At 69.2% G+C, this 21,374-nt stretch carries 21 protein-coding genes and 1 pseudogene; 15 read left to right on the forward strand and 7 right to left on the reverse strand.

The features are described from left to right. The first annotated feature begins 73 nt into the window (after nucleotides 1–73). From G6048_RS02710 to G6048_RS02730, 5 genes are all read left to right on the forward strand, one after another. Nucleotides 74–1,237 carry an FAD-dependent oxidoreductase gene (locus tag G6048_RS02710; RefSeq protein WP_165337774.1) on the forward strand — a complete coding sequence of 388 codons (1,164 nt, stop codon included), beginning with the start codon at nucleotides 74–76 and terminating at the stop codon, nucleotides 1,235–1,237. Next, the gene (locus G6048_RS02715) at nucleotides 1,234–2,259 is read left to right on the forward strand and encodes an amidohydrolase family protein (protein ID WP_165337775.1); all 1,026 of its coding nucleotides are present in this window, start codon (nucleotides 1,234–1,236) and stop codon (nucleotides 2,257–2,259) included. Before G6048_RS02710 ends, G6048_RS02715 begins: the two co-directional genes overlap by 4 nt. A 12-nt stretch (nucleotides 2,260–2,271) precedes the next feature. After that, on the forward strand, nucleotides 2,272–3,210 hold the full coding sequence (locus G6048_RS02720; protein ID WP_165337776.1) for a VOC family protein: 939 nt from the start codon (nucleotides 2,272–2,274) through the stop codon (nucleotides 3,208–3,210). 106 nt (nucleotides 3,211–3,316) lie between these two features. Next, a complete protein-coding gene (locus G6048_RS02725; RefSeq protein ID WP_165337777.1) occupies nucleotides 3,317–4,288 on the forward strand; it encodes a fumarylacetoacetate hydrolase family protein in 972 nt (323 codons plus the stop codon). Next, complete coding sequence (locus G6048_RS02730) at nucleotides 4,285–5,037, forward strand: SDR family oxidoreductase (RefSeq protein WP_165337778.1); 753 nt, start codon at nucleotides 4,285–4,287, stop codon at nucleotides 5,035–5,037. The genes G6048_RS02725 and G6048_RS02730 overlap by 4 nt, the downstream gene beginning before the upstream one ends. Nucleotides 5,038–5,153: 116 nt before the next feature. On the opposite strand, the gene G6048_RS02735 is transcribed toward G6048_RS02730, so the two are convergent. Further along, nucleotides 5,154–5,567 carry a DUF6069 family protein gene (locus tag G6048_RS02735; protein ID WP_165337779.1) on the reverse strand — a complete coding sequence of 138 codons (414 nt, stop codon included), beginning with the start codon at nucleotides 5,565–5,567 and terminating at the stop codon, nucleotides 5,154–5,156. Between the two features lie 454 nt (nucleotides 5,568–6,021). Between G6048_RS02735 and G6048_RS02740 the strand changes: the two genes are divergently transcribed. After that, on the forward strand, nucleotides 6,022–7,026 hold the full coding sequence (locus tag G6048_RS02740) for a sugar ABC transporter substrate-binding protein (RefSeq protein ID WP_165337780.1): 1,005 nt from the start codon (nucleotides 6,022–6,024) through the stop codon (nucleotides 7,024–7,026). Nucleotides 7,027–7,127: 101 nt separating this feature from the next. Here the strand turns inward: G6048_RS02740 and G6048_RS02745 are convergent, their stop codons facing one another. Then, complete coding sequence (locus G6048_RS02745) at nucleotides 7,128–8,129, reverse strand: LacI family DNA-binding transcriptional regulator (RefSeq protein ID WP_165337813.1); 1,002 nt, start codon at nucleotides 8,127–8,129, stop codon at nucleotides 7,128–7,130. Between the two features lie 222 nt (nucleotides 8,130–8,351). On the opposite strand from G6048_RS02745, the gene G6048_RS02750 reads away from it, so the two are divergent. The 5 genes from G6048_RS02750 to G6048_RS02770 all read left to right on the forward strand — a co-directional run bounded on the left by G6048_RS02750 (nucleotide 8,352) and on the right by G6048_RS02770 (nucleotide 13,736). After that, nucleotides 8,352–9,305 (forward strand): TIM barrel protein, encoded by a 954-nt coding sequence (locus G6048_RS02750; protein ID WP_165337781.1) that lies wholly within the window; start codon nucleotides 8,352–8,354, stop codon nucleotides 9,303–9,305. Between the two features lie 9 nt (nucleotides 9,306–9,314). Continuing rightward, nucleotides 9,315–10,748, forward strand: a complete 1,434-nt coding sequence (locus G6048_RS02755) for a sugar porter family MFS transporter (RefSeq protein WP_165337782.1) — start codon at nucleotides 9,315–9,317, stop codon at nucleotides 10,746–10,748. 62 nt (nucleotides 10,749–10,810) lie between these two features. After that, nucleotides 10,811–11,833, forward strand: coding sequence for a Gfo/Idh/MocA family protein (locus G6048_RS02760; protein ID WP_165337783.1), 1,023 nt, complete (start codon nucleotides 10,811–10,813; stop codon nucleotides 11,831–11,833). Next, nucleotides 11,830–12,696: a sugar phosphate isomerase/epimerase family protein gene (locus G6048_RS02765; protein WP_165337784.1), complete on the forward strand. Its 867-nt coding sequence runs from the start codon at nucleotides 11,830–11,832 to the stop codon at nucleotides 12,694–12,696. Before G6048_RS02760 ends, G6048_RS02765 begins: the two co-directional genes overlap by 4 nt. A 533-nt stretch (nucleotides 12,697–13,229) precedes the next feature. Next, nucleotides 13,230–13,736, forward strand: a complete 507-nt coding sequence (locus G6048_RS02770) for a SigE family RNA polymerase sigma factor (protein ID WP_165337785.1) — start codon at nucleotides 13,230–13,232, stop codon at nucleotides 13,734–13,736. A 232-nt stretch (nucleotides 13,737–13,968) separates the two neighbouring features. Here G6048_RS02770 and G6048_RS02775 read toward each other — a convergent pair whose 3' ends face one another. Continuing rightward, complete coding sequence (locus G6048_RS02775; RefSeq protein WP_165337786.1) at nucleotides 13,969–14,226, reverse strand: hypothetical protein; 258 nt, start codon at nucleotides 14,224–14,226, stop codon at nucleotides 13,969–13,971. A gap of 298 nt (nucleotides 14,227–14,524) precedes the next feature. Here G6048_RS02775 and G6048_RS02780 point away from each other — a divergent pair, with 298 nt between their 5' ends. Then, the gene (locus G6048_RS02780; protein WP_235989433.1) at nucleotides 14,525–16,075 is read left to right on the forward strand and encodes a dolichyl-phosphate-mannose--protein mannosyltransferase; all 1,551 of its coding nucleotides are present in this window, start codon (nucleotides 14,525–14,527) and stop codon (nucleotides 16,073–16,075) included. A gap of 121 nt (nucleotides 16,076–16,196) precedes the next feature. Here G6048_RS02780 and G6048_RS51275 read toward each other — a convergent pair whose 3' ends face one another. Further along, nucleotides 16,197–16,460, reverse strand: coding sequence for a substrate-binding domain-containing protein (locus G6048_RS51275; protein WP_328825652.1), 264 nt, complete (start codon nucleotides 16,458–16,460; stop codon nucleotides 16,197–16,199). A 13-nt stretch (nucleotides 16,461–16,473) separates the two neighbouring features. Here G6048_RS51275 and G6048_RS51280 point away from each other — a divergent pair, with 13 nt between their 5' ends. Next, the gene (locus G6048_RS51280; protein WP_328825653.1) at nucleotides 16,474–16,815 is read left to right on the forward strand and encodes a hypothetical protein; all 342 of its coding nucleotides are present in this window, start codon (nucleotides 16,474–16,476) and stop codon (nucleotides 16,813–16,815) included. Nucleotides 16,816–16,840: 25 nt separating this feature from the next. Here G6048_RS51280 and G6048_RS02795 read toward each other — a convergent pair whose 3' ends face one another. From G6048_RS02795 to G6048_RS02805, 3 genes and pseudogenes are all read right to left on the reverse strand, one after another. Further along, nucleotides 16,841–17,272, reverse strand: a complete 432-nt coding sequence (locus G6048_RS02795; RefSeq protein WP_328825657.1) for a transposase family protein — start codon at nucleotides 17,270–17,272, stop codon at nucleotides 16,841–16,843. Between the two features lie 165 nt (nucleotides 17,273–17,437). Continuing rightward, a complete protein-coding gene (locus G6048_RS02800; RefSeq protein ID WP_165337790.1) occupies nucleotides 17,438–18,376 on the reverse strand; it encodes a hypothetical protein in 939 nt (312 codons plus the stop codon). 376 nt (nucleotides 18,377–18,752) lie between these two features. Further along, nucleotides 18,753–19,168 (reverse strand): annotated as a pseudogene (locus G6048_RS02805) (3-hydroxyacyl-CoA dehydrogenase family protein); the annotation flags it as partial. A gap of 163 nt (nucleotides 19,169–19,331) precedes the next feature. Between G6048_RS02805 and G6048_RS02810 the strand changes: the two are divergent. Both G6048_RS02810 and G6048_RS02815 read left to right on the forward strand, forming a co-directional pair. Continuing rightward, nucleotides 19,332–19,592 carry a hypothetical protein gene (locus tag G6048_RS02810; protein WP_165337791.1) on the forward strand — a complete coding sequence of 87 codons (261 nt, stop codon included), beginning with the start codon at nucleotides 19,332–19,334 and terminating at the stop codon, nucleotides 19,590–19,592. A 237-nt stretch (nucleotides 19,593–19,829) separates the two neighbouring features. Further along, nucleotides 19,830–21,245 (forward strand): FG-GAP repeat domain-containing protein, encoded by a 1,416-nt coding sequence (locus G6048_RS02815; RefSeq protein WP_165337792.1) that lies wholly within the window; start codon nucleotides 19,830–19,832, stop codon nucleotides 21,243–21,245. The last annotated feature ends 129 nt before the right edge of the window (nucleotides 21,246–21,374 follow it).

Here is a 21,374-nt window from a genome sequence, read left to right on the forward strand (position 1 = left end):
GCGCTCGGCGGGCGACAGCCCCACCCCCGGCCGCCCGAAGCCGCGCGGCCCAACCCCGGGAGGTATCCCCGACATGGCTGACAGCTTCACCTTCCCCCAGCCTCCGGCTGGGGGCGCCCCCATCGTCCTGGTCATCGGCGGAGGCACCTCCGGAAACGCCCTGACCGTCCTGCTGCGCCGGGCCGGGATCGCCGTCGACCTCGTCGAGGCGAGCCCCGACTGGAAGGCCGCCGCCGGCTCCGGAATCACCCTTCAGGGCAACGCACTGCGCGTGCTGCGCGAGGTCGGAGTCCTCCAAGGGATCGAGAAGGACGGTTACGCCGCCGACGGCCTCGCGGTCCTCGCCCCCGACGGCACCGTGCTGCACGCCCACGACGAACTCCGCACCGGCGGCGACGACCTGCCCGCCCACATCGGCATGCAGCGCCCCAGACTCCAGCAGCTCCTCATCGACCAGGTGCGCGCCTCGGGCGTCGACGTCCGCCTGGGCACCACGGCCACCGCCTTCCAGCAGGACGGCGAGGGCGTGGACGTGACCTTCTCGGACGGCACGCGCCGGCGGTACGACCTGGTGGTCGGCGCCGACGGGCTGCACTCCGCCACCCGCTCCATGATCGGCATCACCGACGAACCCCAGCCCAACGGCATGGGCATCTGGCGTGCCCCCGCACCCCGCCCGGCCGGTGTCCGCCGCACCGAGATGATCTACGGCGGCCGCTGCTTCATCGCCGGGTACTGCCCGACCAGCGAGGACACGGTCTACACGTACCTCGTCGAACCGGCCCGCGACCGGGCCTCGCTGGACCCGGACGCGTACGCCGACGAGATGCGGGCGCTCAGCGAGGGCTACGGCGGCGTGTGGGAAGAGCTCCGCGCCGCGTTCACCGACCCGAAGGCCGTCAACTACACGTGGTTCGACCGGCATCTGGTGGAGGGCCCGTGGCACCGCGGCCGGGTCGTGCTCATCGGGGACGCCGCCCACGCCTGCCCGCCCACCTTCGCCCAGGGCGCCGCGATGGCCCTGGAGGACGCCCAGGTCCTCGCCGACCTGCTGACCGGCCGGGACTCCTGGGACGAGAAGCTCCTCACCGACTACCACGCCAGACGGCTGCCCCGTGTACGCATGGTCGTCGACGCCTCCGTCCAACTCGCCCAGTGGCTGCTCGACGGCGTGCGCGACGCGGACGTACCCGGGCTGATCGGCCGCACCCTGAGCGCGCTGAAGGAACTCCCGTGACCCGGCCCCCGTCGACTCCGACGATCGACGTCCACGCCCACCTGCTGCTCCCGGAGGTCGAGGAGACTGTCGTCAGTCACAACGGCCTCGCCGCGGCCCGCGCTCTCGACGCCCGCCGCAACGGGCCGGCGGCCCTCGCCGTGAACGGTCCCATGGTGGGCGCGCGCGTGCCGAGACTGACGGACGTGGCCGCGCGCCTGGCGGCCATGGACGCGGCCGGCGTGGACATGCAGCTGGTGAGCCCCTCTCCGTCCCACTACCACTACTGGGCCGAGCCCCAACTGGCCGAGCGGGTATGCCGGCTGGCCAACGAGGGCACCGCCGCGCACTGCGCCAAGGCCCCCGACCGGCTGCACGGCCTCGGGCTGATCCCGCTCCAGCACCCCCACCTCGCGAGCGCTTTGCTCGACCACGCCCTGGACGAGGGACTGAAGGGCGTGGAGATCTCCTCGCACGCGCCGGGGCCGGGCGGGACACGGGCAGTGGAACTCTCCGACCCGCGGCTCGCGCCCTTCTGGACCCGCGCGGAGGAGACCGGCGCCCTGGTCTTCCTGCACCCGTTCGGCTGCACGCTCGACGAGCGCCTTGACCAGTGGTACCTGTCCAACACGGTCGGCCAGCCCACCGAGAACGCCGTCGCCCTCTCCCACCTGATCTTCTCCGGCGTCCTGGACCGCCATCCGGGCCTGAAGCTGATCGCGGCGCACGGCGGCGGCTACCTCCCCACCCACATCGGCCGCTCCGACCACGCCTGGCGGGCCCGCCCCGACGCCCGGGACTGCGCCCACCCGCCGAGCAGCTATCTGAAGCGGCTGTACTTCGACTCCCTCGTCCACGACCCGTACGTACTGCGGGAGTTGATACGCGCCGCAGGCCCGGACCGGGTCCTGCTCGGCTCCGACTTCCCCTTCGACATGGGCACCGAGGACCCGCTGGGCGCGCTGCGCGCCGCGGACCTACCCGACGCCGACTTCCACGCCATCCGCGGCACAAACGCCGCCGCCCTGCTCAACCTCGCCTGAGGAGGAACCCCCATGAGCAACCGCCTGCTCACCCATCTCCGGCACGTCGACCTCGCCGTGCCCGACTACGACAAGCAGCTCGACTTCTACGCCGGCGTCTGGGGCCTGACCAAGGTCGCCGAGGACTCCGGGATCTCCTTCCTCGCCGCCGAGGGCAGCCCCGAACAGTACGTCGTACGGCTGCGCAAGGCTGACGAGAAGCGCCTCGACCTGGTCTCGTACGGCGCCGGCTCCCCAGAGGACGTGGACACCCTCGCCGAGCAACTCCTCGCGGGTGGCGTGCAGTTGATCTCCCAGCCGGGCAAGATCGACACGCCTGGAGGCGGCTACGGCTTCCGCTTCTTCGACATCGACGGCCGCCCCATCGAAGTGTCCACCGATGTGGACGTACGGCAGCACCGCAAGATCGAGGAGAAGGAGGCCATCCCGGTCAAGCTGTCGCACGTCGTCCTCAACTCGCCGGACCTCGACAAGACCCGTGAGTGGTACGAGCGTCACCTCGGCTTCCGCCACTCCGACACACTGAGCTCGCCGTACGTCGGTGACGTCATGCACTTCATGCGGATCAGCAACCAGCACCACTCCATGGCCATCGCCAAGGGCCCGCACACCTCCCTGCACCACGTCTCGTTCGAGATGCGCGGCCTGGACGAGTACATGCGCGGCTCCGGCCGCGTGATCCGGGCCGGGTTCAAGAAGATCTGGGGCCCTGGCCGGCACTTGGCGGGCGACAACACCTTCACCTACTTCCTCGACCCGCACGGCAACACCGTCGAGTACACGACGGAGCTGGAGCTGCTGGACGAGGACACCTGGCACCCCCACGTCTACGACTTCTCCCAGCCCGAGGTGACCGACCAGTGGGGCACCGCCAACCCCATGAACGAACTGATCGCCAAGGAGTCCTTCAACGACGTCGACCGCGGCTGCTTCGTCGCCCCGCCGGTCTGATCCCCCTCGGAGCCCGGGGGCGCGGTGGCCCTGTCAACCGCCTGACTCTCTCACCGCGTCCCCGCTTTCCACCGCTTTCGAAAACCGTCGGAGCCTGGAGCCGTGCATGCGTTTCGCCACCTATGAACATCGACACCAGCGCCGGGTCGCCGTCGTGGAGGAGGACGGCACCCTCCACCCGGTTCCCGGGACGCGCTCGCTCACGGAGCTGATCCGCTCCGGCGACGGACTCGACGCGCTGCTGCGCGCCGGCGCCGCCACGCTCGACGTCCCGCCGGGCCCTCATGTGTCCGAGGTGCGGCTGCTGCCACCGCTACAGCCGCCCACCGTGCGGGACTTCGTCACCTTCGAAGAGCACGTCGAAGGCGTACGGCGGTCCGTGGACGGCGTCGCCGGGGTGCCCGAAGCCTGGTACGACGCCCCGACGTTCTACTTCACCAACCCGTACGCCGTCATCGGCGCCCACGACGACGTCCCGGTGCCGCCGGGCAGCGAAGTCCTCGACTTCGAGCTGGAGGTCGCCGCCGTCATCGGCCGGGAGGGGCGGGATCTTTCTCCCGAGCAGGCCCGCGACCACATCATCGGCTACACGGTCTTCAACGACTGGTCGGCTCGCGACCTGCAGTACCGCGAGATGCAGGTCGGCCTCGGCCCGTGCAAGGGCAAGGACACGGCCACCACCCTGGGCCCGTACCTGGTCACCGCCGACGAGTTGGAGAAGTACCGCGACGCGGACGGTTTCCTGCGGCTGGCGCTGACGGCCGAGGTCAACGGCGAGGTGGTCGGCAAGGACCTGCTGTCCAACATGAGCTGGACCTTTGAGGGGATGGTCGCGTACGCCTCGCGGGGCACGGTCGTCCGCCCGGGCGACGTGCTCGGCTCGGGCACCTGCGGCAACGGCGGTTGCCTCGCCGAGCTGTGGGGCGTACGCGGCAGGCAGGACCCGCCGCCGCTGAAGCCGGGCGATACGGTCACGCTGACCGTCGAGGGCCTCGGCTGCGTCTCCAACACCGTGGTGACGGGCCCGGAGCCGCTGCCCGTTCCGGTCGCCCGGCGCCGTCCCCGGGAGCGACCGTGACGTCCGACGTCCGTTCCCTGCGGCTGCTCGGCAAGGTCGTGGTCGTCACCGGTGCGGCCGGCGGCCAGGGTGCCGCGGAGGCGGAGGCACTGGCCCTCGAGGGCGCCCGGGTGATCGCCACCGACGCGACCGAGGCACCCGGCTGCCGCCGCCTCGACGTCACCAGCGAGCAGGACTGGGCCGATCTCGCCGCCGAGCTCAAGGAGTCGTACGGGCAGGTGCACGGCCTGGTCAACAACGCGGGCGTCACGTGGAGGGCCCGGATCGACGAGGTACGGCCCGAGGACATGGCCCGCGTCCACGCGGTCAACGTCACCGGCCCGCTCCTCGGCATCCAGCACCTGGTGCCGCTGATGGGCGCGGGCGCGTCGATCGTGAACGTCGGTTCGACGGCGGCGCTGACCGCCCACTACCCGGTCGCGTACACCTCCAGCAAGTGGGCGCTGCGCGGCCTGTCGAAGACCGCCGCCATGGAACTGGGGCCGCGCGGCATCCGCGTGAACACCATCCACCCGGGCTTCATCGAGACCGCGATGACGGCCTCCGCCCCACCCGCGTTCCGCGAGGCGAACCTGCGCGAGACGCCGCTCGGCCGCACCGGAACCGTCGACGACATCACCCCGCTCGTCACCTTCCTCCTCTCCGACGACTCGGCGTTCATCACCGGCGCCGAGATCCCTGTCGACGGCGGCCTCACCGCGCATGGCGCCGCCAAGTCGATCTCGGACGCCCTGCGTCAGGGCAGCTGAACAGCAGCAACGTACGGCAGACACGTGCAAGTCGCGTAAGTAATGGACGAGTTGGGCGGGTAGGTGGCCGCAGCTCCTGCCCGCCCGACGCCTTGCGCGTGCTCTTCGACAGTGCTCTACGACAGGGGCATCACCTTGCGGTAGGCGAACACCGCGACCACCGCCACCACGACGTGCATCAGCAGCAGCGCCACGACGCCGGCCACTCCGCCTTCACCGAAGAGCAGGAAGTCGGGCACGAAGGAGATCGCGACGACGGTTGGCACCAGCCATCGCATCAGCGCTTCGGGGGCCTTCGACACCTTGCGGATGATGGCCCAGCCGATGGCTCCGGCCACCACCCCGACCGTTGTCAGGAAGATGTACGAGCCCGGCATCAGCGGCTGGAAGTCGTCGGGCGCACCCACGGCCAGGGCGAGGAGAGCAAGCACCGCGTCGGCCAGCGAGGCCACGACGATGGCGGCGAGCACACCTCCGGCCACGACGAGCGGTCCACGGCGGACGGCGGCTACTTCAGAGGTAACGGACAAGGCAACTCCAGGGAGGGACGGGAAGAGCTCCGAGAGGGTGTTTCAATTTCAAACCAAAGCCTCCCGGAAGGTGGTTGAAACTTCAAGACCACCGGGAAATTCCTCCTACCGACCTCTGTCGGGACATCCGGACAAACCTGTTGACAGCACCAGGGGTCGGCCCCATAGTTACCAAGCACTAGAGCGCGCTAATGTTGCGCTCTAGTGACGAAAGGCGAGGTGGTCGCACCCATGAGACCGCCACGGACAACCGACAACGGTTCCGCCGCCGCTCGAGCCCTCTCCCACGACACACCCGCGTCCTGGGCCGGGCGTGCTGCGCTCTGGAGCCCCTGAAGCACTTCGATCCGGGGTTCCTGAAGCGCGTCGAGGCAGGCCTCTGCTTCCCGTATCCACTCCTCCACTCCCCGATTCCCGTATCCACTCCCCGACCGCACAGTGAGGTGCAAGGGACATGCACAGACACCACCGAACCGCGGCTCTCGCCGCCACCGTCCTCATCGGCACCCTGCTCGCCGCCGGCTGCTCCAGCAACTCCGGTGGCAAGGAGTCGGAGGAAGGCGGCGCGGAGGCCGCGGCGGGCAAGGCGAGCACCCCGAAGATGACCGTGGCCATGATCACCCACGCCGCCCCCGGCGACACCTTCTGGGACCTCATCCGCAAGGGCGCCCAGGCCGCCGCCGCCAAGGACAATGTCAAGCTCGTCTACTCCAGCAGCCCCAACGCCGCCGACCAGGCCAACCTGGTGCAGAACGCGATCGACCAGAAGGTCGACGGCATCGCGCTCACCGCGGCCAAGCCGGACGCCATGAAGGATGTGGTGGCCAAGGCGGAGAAGGCGGGCATCCCGGTGGTCGGCTTCAACTCCGGCCTGGACAACTGGAAAGAGCTCGGCATGCTCGAGTACTTCGGGCAGGACGAGAACATCGCAGGCCAGGCCTTCGGCGAGCGCCTCAACGAGATCGGTGCGAAGAACGCGGTCTGTGTGGTCCAGGAACAGGGCCATGTCGCCCTGGAAGCACGCTGCGCGGGCTTGAAGAAGGCGTTCGAGGGCAAGACTGAGACCCTCTACGTCAACGGCGCCGACATGCCGTCCGTCAAGTCGACGATCACCGCCAAGCTCAAGCAGAATTCGTCCATCGACGAGGTCGTCACGCTCGGCGCCCCGTTCGCGCTGACCGCCGTCCAGTCCGTGGCCGACGCGGGCAGCAAGGCCAAGGTCGCCACCTTCGACCTCAACAAGGACCTGGTGAACGCGGTCAAGGAGGGCAACGTTCAGTTCGCCGTCGACCAGCAGCCCTACCTGCAGGGTTACCTCGCCGTGGACGGCCTCTGGCTCTACAAGAACAACGGAAACTTCAGCGGCGGCGGCACCGCACCGGTCCTGACCGGCCCGGCCTTCGTCACCGAGGAGAACGTCGACGCCGTCGCCAAGTTCGCCGAAAGGGGCACACGCTAAAAGGCCCACGCCAAGCCGAAAAGGGCACACGCTAAAACACCCTCGCTAAAGGGCACACGCTAAGGACAACCCGGTCGCAGCCCTCGACCCTCACCGAGCTTTCAGGCCGGCCCCTCCGGGGCCGGCCCGCTCGTTCCCCGCACCACCAATTTCGGGTCCAGGACCGCCTCGCGCGGCTCCAACTCCCCGTCCTCCAGGCGTTCCACGGCGAACCGGACCGCGTACTCGGCCATAAGGAGCGAGTCCTGGCGAACGGTGGTCAGCCCGATCGGCATCAGATGGGACAGGTGGCTGTCGTCGTAGCCGACGACGGACAGGTCACCGGGGACCTCGACACCGGCTCGCGTCAGAGCCATCAACAGGCCCATCGCGCACCGGTCGTTTCCGGCGAGGACCGCCGTGGGCAGCGGCAGTCCGCGATCGCGTTCCGCCAGCAGCAGGCGGCCGGTCTCGATGCCGGACTCCTCGGTGTGGTCACCGGGGATCACCCGCAGCTCGGGCTGCAGGCCGTGGCGGCGCATCGCGGCGCGGTAGGCGCGGCGCCGCTCGGCCGAGCCGGGGCCACGGCCGCCGTCGATGTGCACGATCCGGCGGTGCCCCAGTTCGACGAGGTGATCCATGGCCTGCCGTACGCCCTTGCCCTCGGCGGTGTGCACGCTGTCGACGCGGGTCTGGGGCACCCGGCGGCCGACCGACACGGCGACCGTACGGTGGCCGAGGGCGTCGAGGTCCGCGGCTTCCATGTCCGGGCCCAGCAGGATCACCGCCTCGCAGCGATGGCTGAGCAGGGCCTCGACGGCTTTCACCTCGCTCCTGCCCTGGCTGGTGGCGGAGAGCAGCACCTCGTAACCGAGCCGCTCGGCCTCGGGATAGATGCCCTCGACGAGGTCGGCCTGGAAGGTCTGGTGGACGGTGAACATCACGCCGAGTGTGCGGCTGCGGCCACGGGCCAGCAGCCGCGCCGCGTTGTCGGGGCGGTAGCCGATCTCGTCGGCGACGCGCAGTACGCGCTCGCGCGTCTCCTGGCTCGCCCCCGGCTGGTCGCGGAAGATGATCGAGACGAGCGCCCTGGACACGCCCGCCTTCTCGGCGACGTCCACCATCGTGGGCCGCTGCTTGCCCGACGCACTCACCTGTTGACCCACCCTTCGACGCGCCCACCTTACGGGCAGCCGTGAAATCTCCCAGCAACAAGCTATTGACATGACATTTGGACAGGGGTCATCGTACTCGCACTAGCGCGCGCTAGTAGAGCGCGTCAGTCGAGTCTTCCTGCTGGCAACTCCCGGAGCACCCACCCGTCCCCTCTTCGAAGGACGTGCACTATGGCAACGACGCCGTCCCCCCTCCGCACCGTGGTGGGCAACCTGTGTCTCGGCTCGGCCCCCGATTCCTGGGGCGTCTGGTTTCCCGAGGACGAGCGCCAGGTCCCGTACACGCGCTTCCTCGACGAGCTGGCCGCGGCCGGTTACGAGTGGCTGGAGCTGGGCCCGTACGGCTATCTCCCCACCGAACCAGCCGTACTGGCCGAGGAGCTGGCCGTACGCGGCCTGAAGGTCTCCGGCGGCACCGCCTTCGGCGCGCTGCACCGCCCTGAGGCCTGGGACGACATGCTCGCCCATGTCCGGCAGGTGGCCGCGCTGACCGCCGCCACGGGTGCCCACCACCTCGTCTTCATCCCGCCGATGTACCGGGACGAGAAGACCGGCGGCTTCACCGAGTCGCCCGAGCTGACCGCCGAGCTGTGGGCGGGCTTCGGCCGGGCCGCCGACCGGCTCGGGAAGCTGCTCCTCAACGAGTACGACGTACGCCTGGTCATCCACCCGCACGCGGACAGCCACATCCAGACGCAGCCGGAGATCGAGCGGCTGCTGAACGAGTCCGACTCCCGCTACACCAACCTCTGCCTGGACACCGGGCACGTGGCCTACGGCGGCGGGGACAACCTCGACCTGATCCGCCGGTTCGGGGAGCGGGTCGGCTACGTCCACATCAAGCAGATGGACCCGGAGATCCTCGCCCAAGTGGCCGCCGAGAACCTCTCGTTTGGCGAGGCCGTCAAACGCGGGGTGTGCGTGTCGCCTCCGGCCGGGGTGCCGAAGCCGGACGACGTGGTCGCCGAACTCGCCGAGCTGGACGCCGAGTTGTTCGTGATCGTCGAGCAAGACCTGTACCCGTGCGCTCCCGAGGTGCCGCTGCCCATCGCGGTGAGTACGCGGGCGTACCTGGCCGGCTGCGGACTGGCGGGTACCCGTCGCCCCGCCCGCGACGCCAAGTAAGGGGTGACCATGGACGTCAGTAAGGACACCACCCAGACCCCCGCTCCCGCCACCGCCGTCCCGGACGACGCCCCGCCCACCGTCAAGCGGCGGCTGCGGGTCATCACGCTCATCGCCACCTTCGGCGGACTGCTCTTCGGTTACGACACCGGAGTCATCAACGGCGCCCTGCCGTACATGACCGAGGACCTCGGCCTGACCCCGTTCACCGAGGGCATGGTCACCAGCTCGCTGCTCCTCGGTGCCGCGCTCGGCGCCGTCACCGGCGGCCGCCTGTCGGACGGGCGCGGCCGGCGCCGCACCATCCTCACCCTCGCCGTGCTGTTCTTCATCGGCGCGCTCGGCTGCACCCTCGCCCCGAACACAGCGATCATGGTCGTGGCCCGCTTCGTCCTCGGCCTCGCGGTCGGCGGCGCCTCGGTGACCGTACCGGTCTACCTCGCGGAGGTCTCGCCCGCCGAGCGGCGCGGCGCCCTGGTCACCCGTAACGAACTCATGATCGTCAGCGGGCAGTTGCTCGCCTTCACCTCCAACGCGATCATCGCCCGGGTGGGCGGCGAGTCCGGCGGCGTCTGGCGCTGGATGCTGGTCATCGCGACCATCCCCGCCGTCGTGCTGTGGTTCGGCATGCTGGTAATGCCCGAGAGCCCGCGCTGGCTGGCCTCCCAGAGCCGCTTCAACGAGGCCCTGGACGTGCTCAAGCAGGTCCGGTCCCAGCAGCGGGCCGAGGCCGAGCTGGCGGAGGTTTCCGCGCTCGCCGTGAAGGACGAGCAGGAGAAGCTCGGCGGCTGGCAGGACATGAAGAGCACGCCCTGGGTGCGCAAGCTGATGTTCGTCGGCTTCGGCATCGCCATCGTGCAGCAGATCACCGGCGTGAACACGATCATGTATTACGGCACGCAGATCCTCACCGACGCCGGCTTCACCGCCGACAGCGCGCTCACCGCGAACATCGCCAACGGTGTGATCTCGGTCCTGGCGACCTTCGTCGGCATCTGGCTGCTGGGCCGGGTGGCGCGCCGCCCGATGCTGATGGCGGGTCAGATGGGCACGACCGCGGCGCTGTTGCTGATCGGCGTCTTCTCCCTGGCGCTGCCCTCCGGTGACGGCCGCGCGTACGCCGTGCTCGCCATGACCGTCACCTTCCTGGCCTTCCAGCAGGGCGCGATCTCTCCGGTCACCTGGCTGATGCTGTCGGAGATCTTCCCAATGCGGATGCGCGGCTTCGGGATGGGGGTCGCGGCCGTGGTGCTGTGGCTGACCAACTTCGTGATCGGCCTGGTCTTCCCTTCGCTGGTCGACGGGATCGGGATCTCCAACACCTTCTTCCTCTTCGTGCTGGCGGGCCTGTTCTCGCTGGCTTTCGTGAAGCTCTACGTCCCCGAGACAAAGGGCCGCACGCTCGAGACGCTGGAAGCGGAGCTCAAGGCCCGCTACTCCTGACCTCCTCCCCCGTGGGCCGGTCCTGCACCCCGGCCCCGTAAACCCTTCGAAGGGATACGGCCATGACCGTACGTGTAGGTGTCATCGGCACCGGAATGATCGGCCAGGACCACATCCGGCGCCTCACCGAGGCGGTCACCGGGGCCACCGTCACCGCGGTGACCGACCTCGACGCCGCCCGCGCCGCCGAGGTCGCCGCCACCGTCGGCGCCGCCGCGCTGCCGGACGGCGCCGAGCTGATCAACTCCCCCGACGTGGACGCCGTCCTCGTCACCTCCTGGGGCCCTACGCACGCCGAGCACGTGCTGAACGCGATCGCGGCCGGCAAGCCCGTGTTCTGCGAGAAGCCCCTCGCGACGACCGCCGAGGACTGTCTGCGCATCGTCGAGGCCGAGCGCGCCCACGGCAGCCGCCTGGTCCAGGTCGGCTTCATGCGCCGCTTCGACCCCGGCTACCGCCAGATGAAGGAGGTCCTCGCGGCCGGCTCCCTCGGCGCCCCGCTGATGGTGCACTGCGCCCACCGCAACCCGACGGTGCCCGACGCGTACCACTCCGCGATGGCGGCACAGGACACCGCCGTCCACGAGATCGACGTACTGCGCTGGCTGCTCGACGACGAGATCGTCTCCGCCCAGGTGGTCACTCCGCGCGCCACGAGCAAGCGGTTCGCGCACCTCAAGGACCCGCAGATGATGATCTTCGAGACGGTGCACGGGGTGCGTATCGACCTCGAGGTCTTCGTCAACTGCCAGTACGGCTACGACATCCAGTGCGAGGTCGTCGGCGAGGACGGACTGGTCCGGCTGCCCGACCCGGCCGCCGTGGGCGTCCGCGCCGCGGCGGCCGGGCACGCCACAGCCGTCATGCAGGACTGGAAGGACCGCTTCGCCGAGGCCTTCGACACCGAGTTCCGCGAGTGGATCGCCTCGGTCGCGGCGGGTGCCGAGCCCACCGGCCCGTCCGCCTGGGACGGCTACGCCGCCACCGTCATCACCGACGCCGCCGTCCGCTCCCTGGAGTCCGACGGCACCGTCGTCTCCGCCGACATGAAGCCCCGCCCCGCGTTCTACGGAGGTGCCGCGTGAAAATCGCGCTCGACCCCTATATGTTCCGCCATCTGTCGATCGACGACATGGTGCGCACGGTTGCCGAACTCGGCTATGAGTACATCGAGTTGTCCCCGCGCGACGACTTCATGCCGTTCTTCCTGCACCCGCGGGCGGACGACGAGCGCGTCGCCTCCTTCAAGAAGTCCCTGCGCACGCACGGCGTCCAGTTGTCCTCGGTACTGCCGCTCTACAAATGGTCCTCGCCCGACGAGACCGAGCGGCAGACCGCCGTACGCTACTGGAAGCGGATGATCGAGATCACCGCGGACCTCGAATGTCCGCTGATGAACTCGGAGTTCAACGGCCGCCCGGAGCGCGCCGCCGAGAGCGAGTCCGCCTTCTGGCGCTCGCTGGACGAACTGCTGCCGGTGTTCGAGCGCGAAGGCATCGCTCTGAACCTGGAGGCCCACCCGGACGACTTCTGCGAGGAGAACACCCCCGCGGTCAACCTGGTCCGCGCGATCAACAAGCCCTGGGTGAACTACCTTTACTGCGCCCCGCACACCTTCCACCTCTCGGGGGCGGATCCGACCGCCGACATCGCGGCGATGATGCGTTACGCGGGCGACAAACTGCAGCACGTACACATCGCGGACTCCTTCAACCACAAGGGCTCCAGCGGCCTGCGCTACATCCTCAACCCGCCCGGCACCCCGGCCCGTATCCACCAGCACCTGGACATCGGCCAGGGGGAGGTCGACTGGGACACCTTCTTCGGCACCCTGCGCGAACTGAACTTCGACGGAGTCGCCACGTCGTGTGTCTTCGCCTGGGAGGAACGGGCCCGCGATTCCTCGGCGTTCATGCTGGACCGCATCACGAAGGAGCTGGCGGGCTGAGACGGGCCCGGCGGACAGAGCGTCGCCTTCCCACCTTCCGGTGGAGCGCTCTGCGTACCTCGTAAACCGCGGTATGCAGAGCGCTCGGGAGGCAGTCCTCGACGAGGCCGCTCATGGCAGAGACCACACCTCGCGGCATCCGCTGCAGGGGAGCTGCGGAGTGGACAGAAGGTGCACGAAAGGGAAGGGCTGCAACCCTCGTCGCTGCCAGACCGTTCTACTTCCTGCTCGCCGTCCCCGTGGGGCCTGGCGACGAGGTCGGTGGCACGGCAGCCGTCCGCGTCGCCCGCGGTGAGGGAGAAGTCGTACGGGCGTGAAGGCAGGCGTGGCGAGGCGGGGCAGACCGGCGTCTGAGCCGGTGCCAGTCAGGCTCCGACGGCCGCGCAGGGGGAGGGTGAGCGGGCAAGTCGCGTCGTGGGAACCGGCAGAGTGGGCATGTGTGAGCCAGACCACATGCCGGGGGTGCATAGCGGGGCGGAGGTCAGTGCCTTTATTGAAGGTGTAGGGGCGTGCGGGGGTAAGGGACAACGCTGATGGGGCAGTTGCGGGCCGATGAGTTCGACCGGTTCGTGGCGGCTCGGTGGTCGGTGTTGCTTCATCTGGCGCGGCTGCTCACCGGTGGAGACCGGCACCGGGCCGAGGATCTGCTGCAGGAGGCGCTGGTCAAGCTGTGGTTTGCCTGGCCGAAGGTGGGCGAGCAGGCGCCTGAGGCATATGTGCGCAAGGTCCTGGCCCGTGCTGCGGCTCGCTCGGCTCGGCGTCGCTGGTGGGGCGAGCACCCCGTGGACCAGTTGCCCGATCCGCCCGAGGTGGGGGATGAGACCGCCGCCGTGGATGAACGGACTCGGCTGGAGGCCGTGCTGGCGTTGTTGCCGGCGCGGCAGCGGGCCGCGGTGGTGCTGCGCTACTACCAGGACCTGCCCGAGCGGCACGTAGCGGAGGTGCTGGGGTGTCCGGTGGGTACCGCCCGTTCGCTGACGGCACGCGGCGTTGCACGGTTGCGGCAGCTTCTGGCTGAGGCTGTCGAGCCGGTGGAGTGAAGAAGGGAGCCATGGATCACTTCGAGCAGGAGCTGGCGCGGATGATGCGTGACAGCCAAGAGGACGCGCCCTATGAGGAGCGGCACCGATACCGGCTGCAGGCCGGCGTTCGTGCCCGACGGCGGGCCCGCGCGGCCTGGATGGCCACCGGATCCGTGCTGACCGTTGCCGGACTTGGAGTCGGACTGGTGATCCTGCCGAGCTCTTTCGCGCAGGGCGGGCCTGCCGCCCCTCAGCCCCGCCCCGTCACCTCTGCCGAGTCGGTCCCGACGTCGTCGACGGCCCACCCGGCCTCCACCGCCAAGGGGGTGCCGACGCCGACCTGCACGTCAGCCACCGGGCCGGTGCCGATGCCGTCGACGGCCCGCCCCGCCTCCACGGCCAAGGGGGTGCCGATGCCGACCTGCACGTCAACTACCAGGCCGGCGCCGATGCCGTACCGCCCCCCAACCTCCGAGCCGGTCCCGATGCCGACACGAACCTCAACCACCAGGTAGCGCCTCGGCCAGATGTACACGGTCCCGATGGGCGGGGCTTTCTGAGCCGGCGTGACGACCACCGACCGCCGGGCAGCTGATCCCCCGCCCGCGCTCGACGAGTTGAAAGCTGGCCACGTGATCCGTGAGAACGCGCCCGCGTTTGCCGACGTGCCGCGGAAGGCGGCGGATTGCCGGCCGACCTCCTGGGAGCGGCGCCTGCGCCGCTTCGGGTACGTCGAGCGGCCGTGTACGTCCGTGCGCGACCGCCTGGGAGTGCCGTTTCCCGAGCCCGGGTCACGGCTGTGGCGCATGCTCGGTCTGTCCCCGGCAGCGGCGGGCCGGCTGGCGCGCTGGTCGGGGTGGGGCGGGCCGCTGCTGGTGGCGCTCCTTGCCGGGCTGCCGCGCTTTTGGCGTCTGGGCAGCCCGCACGACTTCGTCTTCGACGAGACCTACTACGCCAAGGACGCCTGGGCCCTGCTGCGGCTCGGCTACGAGGGCACCTGGCCGGACCGCAAGATCGCCGACCCGCAGATCCTGGCCGACCCCCAGGTGATCCCGCTCGCCGACACCGGGTCCTTCATCGCGCACCCGCCGACGGGCAAGTGGGGGATCGCCGTCGGCGAGTGGATGTTCGGCCTCAACCCGTTCGGCTGGCGCTTCATGACGGCGGTCCTGGGCACGCTGTCGGTGCTGATGCTGTGCCGGACAGGCCGCCGCCTGTTCCGGTCGACGGTGCTGGGCTGCCTGGCCGGCACGCTGATGGCGGTAGACGGCCTGCACTACGTGATGAGCCGCACCGCCCTGCTCGACCTCGTCGTCATGTTCTTCGTCCTGGCGGCGTTCGGATGCCTGCTCATCGACCGGGACCGGGCGCGGGCCCGGCTCGCGGCAGCCTTACCGGTGGCTGAGGACGGTCACGTACGTCCGGACCGGGACACCGGCGACCGCACCGGGACGGGAGCGCGTCCATGGCGCCTCACAGCCGGCTTCTTCCTGGGACTGGCGGCCTCCACCAAATGGAACGGCCTGTATTTCCTGGCCTTCTTCATCATCCTGACCCTGCTGTGGGACGTCGGCGCCCGCCGTATCGCAGGGGCACGCCACCCGTATCGTGCGGTGCTGCGCGAGGACCTCGGCTGGTCGGTACTGTCCCTCGTTCCGGTCGCTGTAGTGACGTATCTGACGACGTGGACCGGCTGGTTCCTGTCCGACGACGGCTACGGGCGGCACTGGGCGGACGGCCGCGGCGGCACCTGGTCATGGATCCCGGCACCACTCCGCAGCCTGTGGCACTACGAGTACAGCGTCTACCAGTTCAACGTGGGACTGCACACTCCGCACAAGTACGAGTCAGATCCCTGGAGTTGGCTGGTCCTCGGCCGTCCCGTGCTGTTCCACTACGAGTCGCCGAAACCCGGGGAAGACGGTTGCCGCACGACGGCCGACTGCTCGCAGACGATCCTCGCCCTGGGCACGCCGTTGCTGTGGTGGTCGGCCTGCTCCGCCCTCGTGTATCTGCTCTTCCGGTGGGCGCTGCGCCGAGACTGGCGCGCCGGTGCCGTTCTGTGTGCCGTGGGCGCGGGTTATCTTCCCTGGTTCCTGTACCAGGACCGAACGATCTTCTCCTTCTACGCCGTCGTCTTCGTGCCGTACCTGTGCCTGGCCGTGACGATGATGCTGGGGGCCCTGCTGGGGCCGCCGGGAGTAACTCACAAGCGCCGCACACAAGGTGCGGTGACCGCAGGCGCGCTTGTCCTGCTCATCGCCTGGAACTTCATCTACTTCTTCCCGATCTACACGGGCCTGACGATTCCGTATCCCAGCTGGCACACCCGAATGTGGCTCGACACCTGGATCTGAACTCCGTCCTCACGTTCTCCCACCGGTGTCGCACCGTGGCTCACCCGGAACGTACGACAGGCCCGCGGCCGCGCCTCGCCGGATCGAAGCCGCCTTGAGTTCCTCGGGCCTGCTGCGAAGCTCAGGCGTTTCGGCCTTCGGCAGGACTGTTGCCCTCCCGTTCGCCCGGAGGGGCGGGCGGCGGGGCCGTGGTTCCTCGTGGGATCAGGTGTGTGGGCAGGACGATGTGCCGGCTGAGGTCCGCGTCGGAGTCGTTGATGAGTTCCAGGGCCAGTTCAGCGGCGATACGGCCCATGTCGGAGGGGGACTGGGCCACGGTGGACAGGTCGAGCCACTCGGCCATCAGTTGGTCGTCGAAGCCGAGGACGGAGATCCGTTCGGGCACCTCGATCTGGACGGTGCGCAGGCTCAGGAACCACGACGGCCGACCCCTCGCCAGCACCCCGATCACCGCCCTCACCCTGTCCGTCCAGCCACCGACCCTCGCACCGCCCCGGACACGAGCACCAGGGAAACAGGACCGCTGGACACAGGTCTCGCAGATCATGGCCGCCGCCGCCCACCGCACCTGGCAGGCCAAGGAGATCGCTCACGCACTCGGCATCACCGGCCGGAAACCCTTCAACAGCCTGAACACACAACTCGGTTACTGGACCCGCGCCGGCCGCTTGACCCGCACCGCCCCCAGCACCTACAAGATCACCCTCCCGGAGGCCTTGACGGCAACCTCAAGCCCCTAACTTCGAGGCATTGGACGATCGTCTGTCACCGCTGGACTTCGCAGTTCACCGGGACGAGCAGGGCCCGCAGCAGCGTGGTGGCGTGATGGGCGTTCATGCGGACCTTGGTCAGGATGCGCCAGGTCTTCAGGTTCGCGAAGCCGTGCTCGACGGCGGCGCGTTCGCGGCTGACCAGCCAGTTCGCCTCCTTCTCGGCGTCGGTGAGGCGGTGGGAGCGGGTCGCCTTGCGGCCGGTGATGATGACCGGAGTATCGTCGGGGTCGTCGTCGAGGCCGACGAAGCCAAGGTCGGCCAGGGAGCCGAGGCCGGCCTCGCGCAGATGCCCGGTGATGTGGTCGTGGCGGGCGGCGGTGACCTCGCCGGCCCGGCCAGGACGGGCGGAGGAGATCCAGACAAGGGGATTGTCCCTACTGGCCAGGTTCGTCGTCATGCAGTTCATGACCGAATGTGCCCGTATTTCGGAGTGCGGAGCTCCTGGATGATGCGGTGGACGGTTCCGCGGGGCGGGAGGCTGTAGCCCGCTCGACGACGGGTGTGTGCCCGTTTACTCATGAATGGACAGGGCCCCGCCTCCGTGCCGGTCGCCGGCACGGAGGCGGGACTCCAGTGGTCCGCGGGCCTGTCAGACCTGGTCGAGGATCATGTCCATCTGGTCGATGAACGCCTGGTCGGGTTCGGGCTGGGGGTCACCGCCGTTCTGGCGGGCAAACGCAGACCTCGCGGTGCGCTCTGCCTGGACGTTGACTCGGTTGCGGTCGCCGCCGGCCTGCTCGACGGCCTGCTCCACGGCGGTCCGGCCGAGGGTCATCATCTGGACCAGGGCGTGGTTGGCCTGCTGTCGCACCGCGGCCTGCTGGGCGGCATCGGCGTTGGCCCGCTGGCGGTCGAAGAGCTCCGTGGCCAGGATCATCAGGTTGACGCCCATAACGATGCCCACCATGATCCCGGCGGCGGGGAGTCCGACGACGCCGGTAGCCGACAGGGTGAGGGCGCCGATTGTCGCGACGCCGCCCAGGAACACGGTTCGGGCCACCACGGTGCCGATCGGGGAGGCAAGGCAGCGGTCGCGGCACTCCGCCCCGAGGTTGCTCTTGCTGTTCTCGAACAGCGCGACGGTCATGTCCTTGAGCCTGTTTTCTTCGGGAACGTTCCCGAAGTCCGCGCCGGCGATCTCGTCGCGGAACCGCTTGGCCTCCGTCTTCATCTTCGGGATGTCCTTCTCCAGGTTCCAGCCGGTGACCTCCTGGGACACCTTGTTGGCTTCGGCGAACGCCGCTTCGACGTCGGCCCTTTCCGCTGTGCCGGTCTCCTGCTTGAGGGCGGTGAGGTCCATCTGGACCTCGAAGTCGTTGAGTTGGTCGAAGAAGGCGACGCTCGTGCCGTCTGCGTTCACGACGTACTCCAGGTCCTCTCCGGCGGCCTTCGCGGAGTCGGGCCTGATCAGCACGTAAGCGAGGACCGCCAACGCGGTGATGCCGATGGTGACCAGCAGGAGGGTTCGGTTGCGTCGTCGGCGGTGCGATGGGACCGGCTGGGCAGGGGAGGCTGCAAGTGTGCTCATTCGGCTTCCTTACGGGGCACCGTGTGGTGCCGTGGAGTTTGGGGGGGAAGGACGTTGATGGCTCGTATATGTCTGGCCGGGGCGGAATGTGACGATGAGGGTGCGGCTGCCCCAGGCATGAGGGGAGCGGACGGATCCGGCTCCCGGCTCCGGCTCCGCGATGCGGACAGCCGCGTTGACTCGTGTCACCTGGAGAGGTCCTTGGCATTCAGGGGCGGGATCTGGCTGTGGCCATCCGAAATGCCCCCTCGTATGGGGCCGTTGGACCCGAGGTGTGCTTTCTGGGAGCAGTCTCATGAACTGGGAGCGCCGCCAACAGAGTCAAATATCCCGGGTTCGGTCGCCCTTTCGGAGCCTTGCCGGAGGAGCTCTGTCCTCAGGGAGCGGTGAGGACGGGCGCGTAATCGTGGAAGCCGCGCCCCGACTTACGGCCCAGCAGCCCGGCTTCCACCATGCGCAGTAGCAGGGGCGGCGCGGCGTGCAGCGGATCCTTGAACTCGGCGTACATCGCTTCGGCGATCGCTGTGAGCGTGTCGAGGCCGATCAGGTCGGCCAGGCTCAAGGGACCCATGGGGTGGCGCAGCCGAGGACCATGCCGGTGAGGATGTCCTCCGCGGAGGCGAAGCCGGACTCCAGCATCCTGACAGCGGAGAGCAGGTAGGGCACCAGCAGGGCGTTCACCACGAAGCCGGCCCGGTCCTGCGAGTGGATCACCTGCTTGCCCAGGACCTGAGTGACGAAGTCCTCGGCTCCGGACCGAGTTTGAGGGTCCGTCAGGAGAGACGGCACGATCCCGGCAAAGGTCGAGCCGGTCCATGGCCAGTTGCGCAAGCTGTCCGACCGGGGCCAGCTGGCCCGGACGGGCTCGGGACGGTACCTGCCGCGTTGATCGCCAATTGGGCAGAGCGGCCGGTTTCGGCCGTAACACGGGGTCCCAGCGGGAGTTGGCGTTCGTGTGAAGAAACAGCCGCCCGCCGAAGGCTCTCCCGGTGTTGTCTACCAGGTCCGGCTTCCTGTGTCGAAGCGGACCATCGATCTCGTCGGCGGACTGATACGCCGGCGCGGCAAGCAGCTGGGCACGCGCTGGCGCAAGGCCGCTCCGGGCACGCAGGCGATCGTCGTGCTGGCCGTCCTGCGCCACGACCAGCGTCTGGCCGACATCGGCGGCGCGCATCACGGGCTCACACCAGTACCGCGACCTGCGAGTTCAAGATGAAACGATCTCAATGGGAACGCGGGACCTGCTGGGGATCTTGGGCGCTCCCGCGAGACGGGACAGCACGCTAATAGGGCAACTCGTAAGGCAAGTTGTAGAGCAAGCTGGCGGGCCCGCAACATCTGACTGAGCGCTACACCTGGCGCGACGTGCCAACTGAACGCTCATCTCGATTGAGCCGCGATCAGGACACGGCCGTTACCGGCCCGTAAGTCGCGCCGTGCAGGCTTTTACCGCATGTATCCACCTCCCCACCGTCCTGCCACCATCCCGGCCATTCTCGGCGTGGCCGCCCTGCTACTCACGGGCTGTTCGGGCGGCAACGACACGTCCGCGCCACCGTCCCCGTCCCCCGTCGAACGGGACGGTGACCGGGCCCAGCGGGACGACTTCAACGGCGACGGGTACGCCGACTTGGCCGTCAACAACTGGGACATGGAGCCGAAGGCCGGGGGCGGGTGGCATAACAACCGATTTGTTGTCTTCGCTGCACCCGGCGGTACGAAGCCGGGCTCGGCCGCCCGCCTCACGGGCCGCTACGTCAAGCCCGATCCCGCGCTCACCCCATTTCCGTTCGCCGACGACCAATCGACGCAGTTCACCGGGGACTTGGACGACGACGGCCACGCCGATGTCGTTGTGCACAATGCGGTGTTGCGCGGCGAGAAGATGACGTCCGAGCAGCACGTCATCTGGGGCGGCCCCGACGGCCCCGCGGGCGCCACCAAGCTGCCCGCCAACGTCCTGCCGGCCACTGCCGCAGGGGACTTCGACGGCGACGGCGCCCTCGACCTGCTGACCCTCGCCGAGCCGGGCGACGGGTACGACATGAAGCCGCAGCACGCCACCGTCCTGCACGGCCCGCTGAACCGCGACGGCGGCGCGCCCCGCACCACCTCGACCCTCGACGTGGGCCACGGTGGCTGGGCGTCCATAGCCGACACCGTCGTCGGTGACTTCGACGGCGACGGCCAGGACGATCTGGTGACCAAGGCCGAGTACGACGAGGAGGACGTGCGCTTCGAGGAGGACATGCCGGACGACGTCCTCGACGCCGCGTTCTACCGGGGTACGGCCAAGGGGCTGAAGCCCGCCGGAGACGTACCCGGCATCACCGGCGGCGCCACCCCTGTCGCCGCCGGGGACTTCGACGGCGACGGCCGCGACGACATCCTCGCCCGGCACGACGACGATGAGCCCGTCGCCGTCTACGGCAGCGACAAGGGACCGGGCCAGGGCAGGCCCGGCTCCGGCGGGCTCGGGCTGCGGATGGGGGTCGCCGTCGCAGTCGGCGACAGCAACGGCGACGGTCGCGACGACATCGCGGCCTATTCCCTGGGCAAGGCCTCCGGGGTGGCGGTGCTGCTCGGTGGCAAGAACGGCCTCAGCGCATCCCGTACATCCCGCGACATCACGATCGACCGATCCGCGATCGGCCTCGACCGCCTCCCAGGGGGGTACGACGACCACTTTGGCTGGGACCTGCACATCGCCGACCTCGACACCGACGGGCGCGATGAGCTGCTGATCGGGACGGTCGGCGTCTCCAAGCCGCTCAGGGACGGCGGTTATTGGATTCTGCGCGGAACGCAGGACGGCCCATCGACGACGGACCGCCGCTTCATCAAGATCAAGGACCTCGGCCGGGGCTGACGGGCAACTGCTCGCGCCCGGTCGGCCGGGCTCGCCGCGTTCCGTTGATCGACAATTGGGCAACGGTCGTTCCGTCCCGCTGGAGTCGGAATGGCGCGGGGTGTGAGGGTGAAGCGCATGGAGTTTCCT

This window comes from Streptomyces ureilyticus (assembly GCF_011045025.1).
Classification (GTDB): Bacteria; Actinomycetota; Actinomycetes; order Streptomycetales; family Streptomycetaceae; genus Streptomyces; species Streptomyces ureilyticus.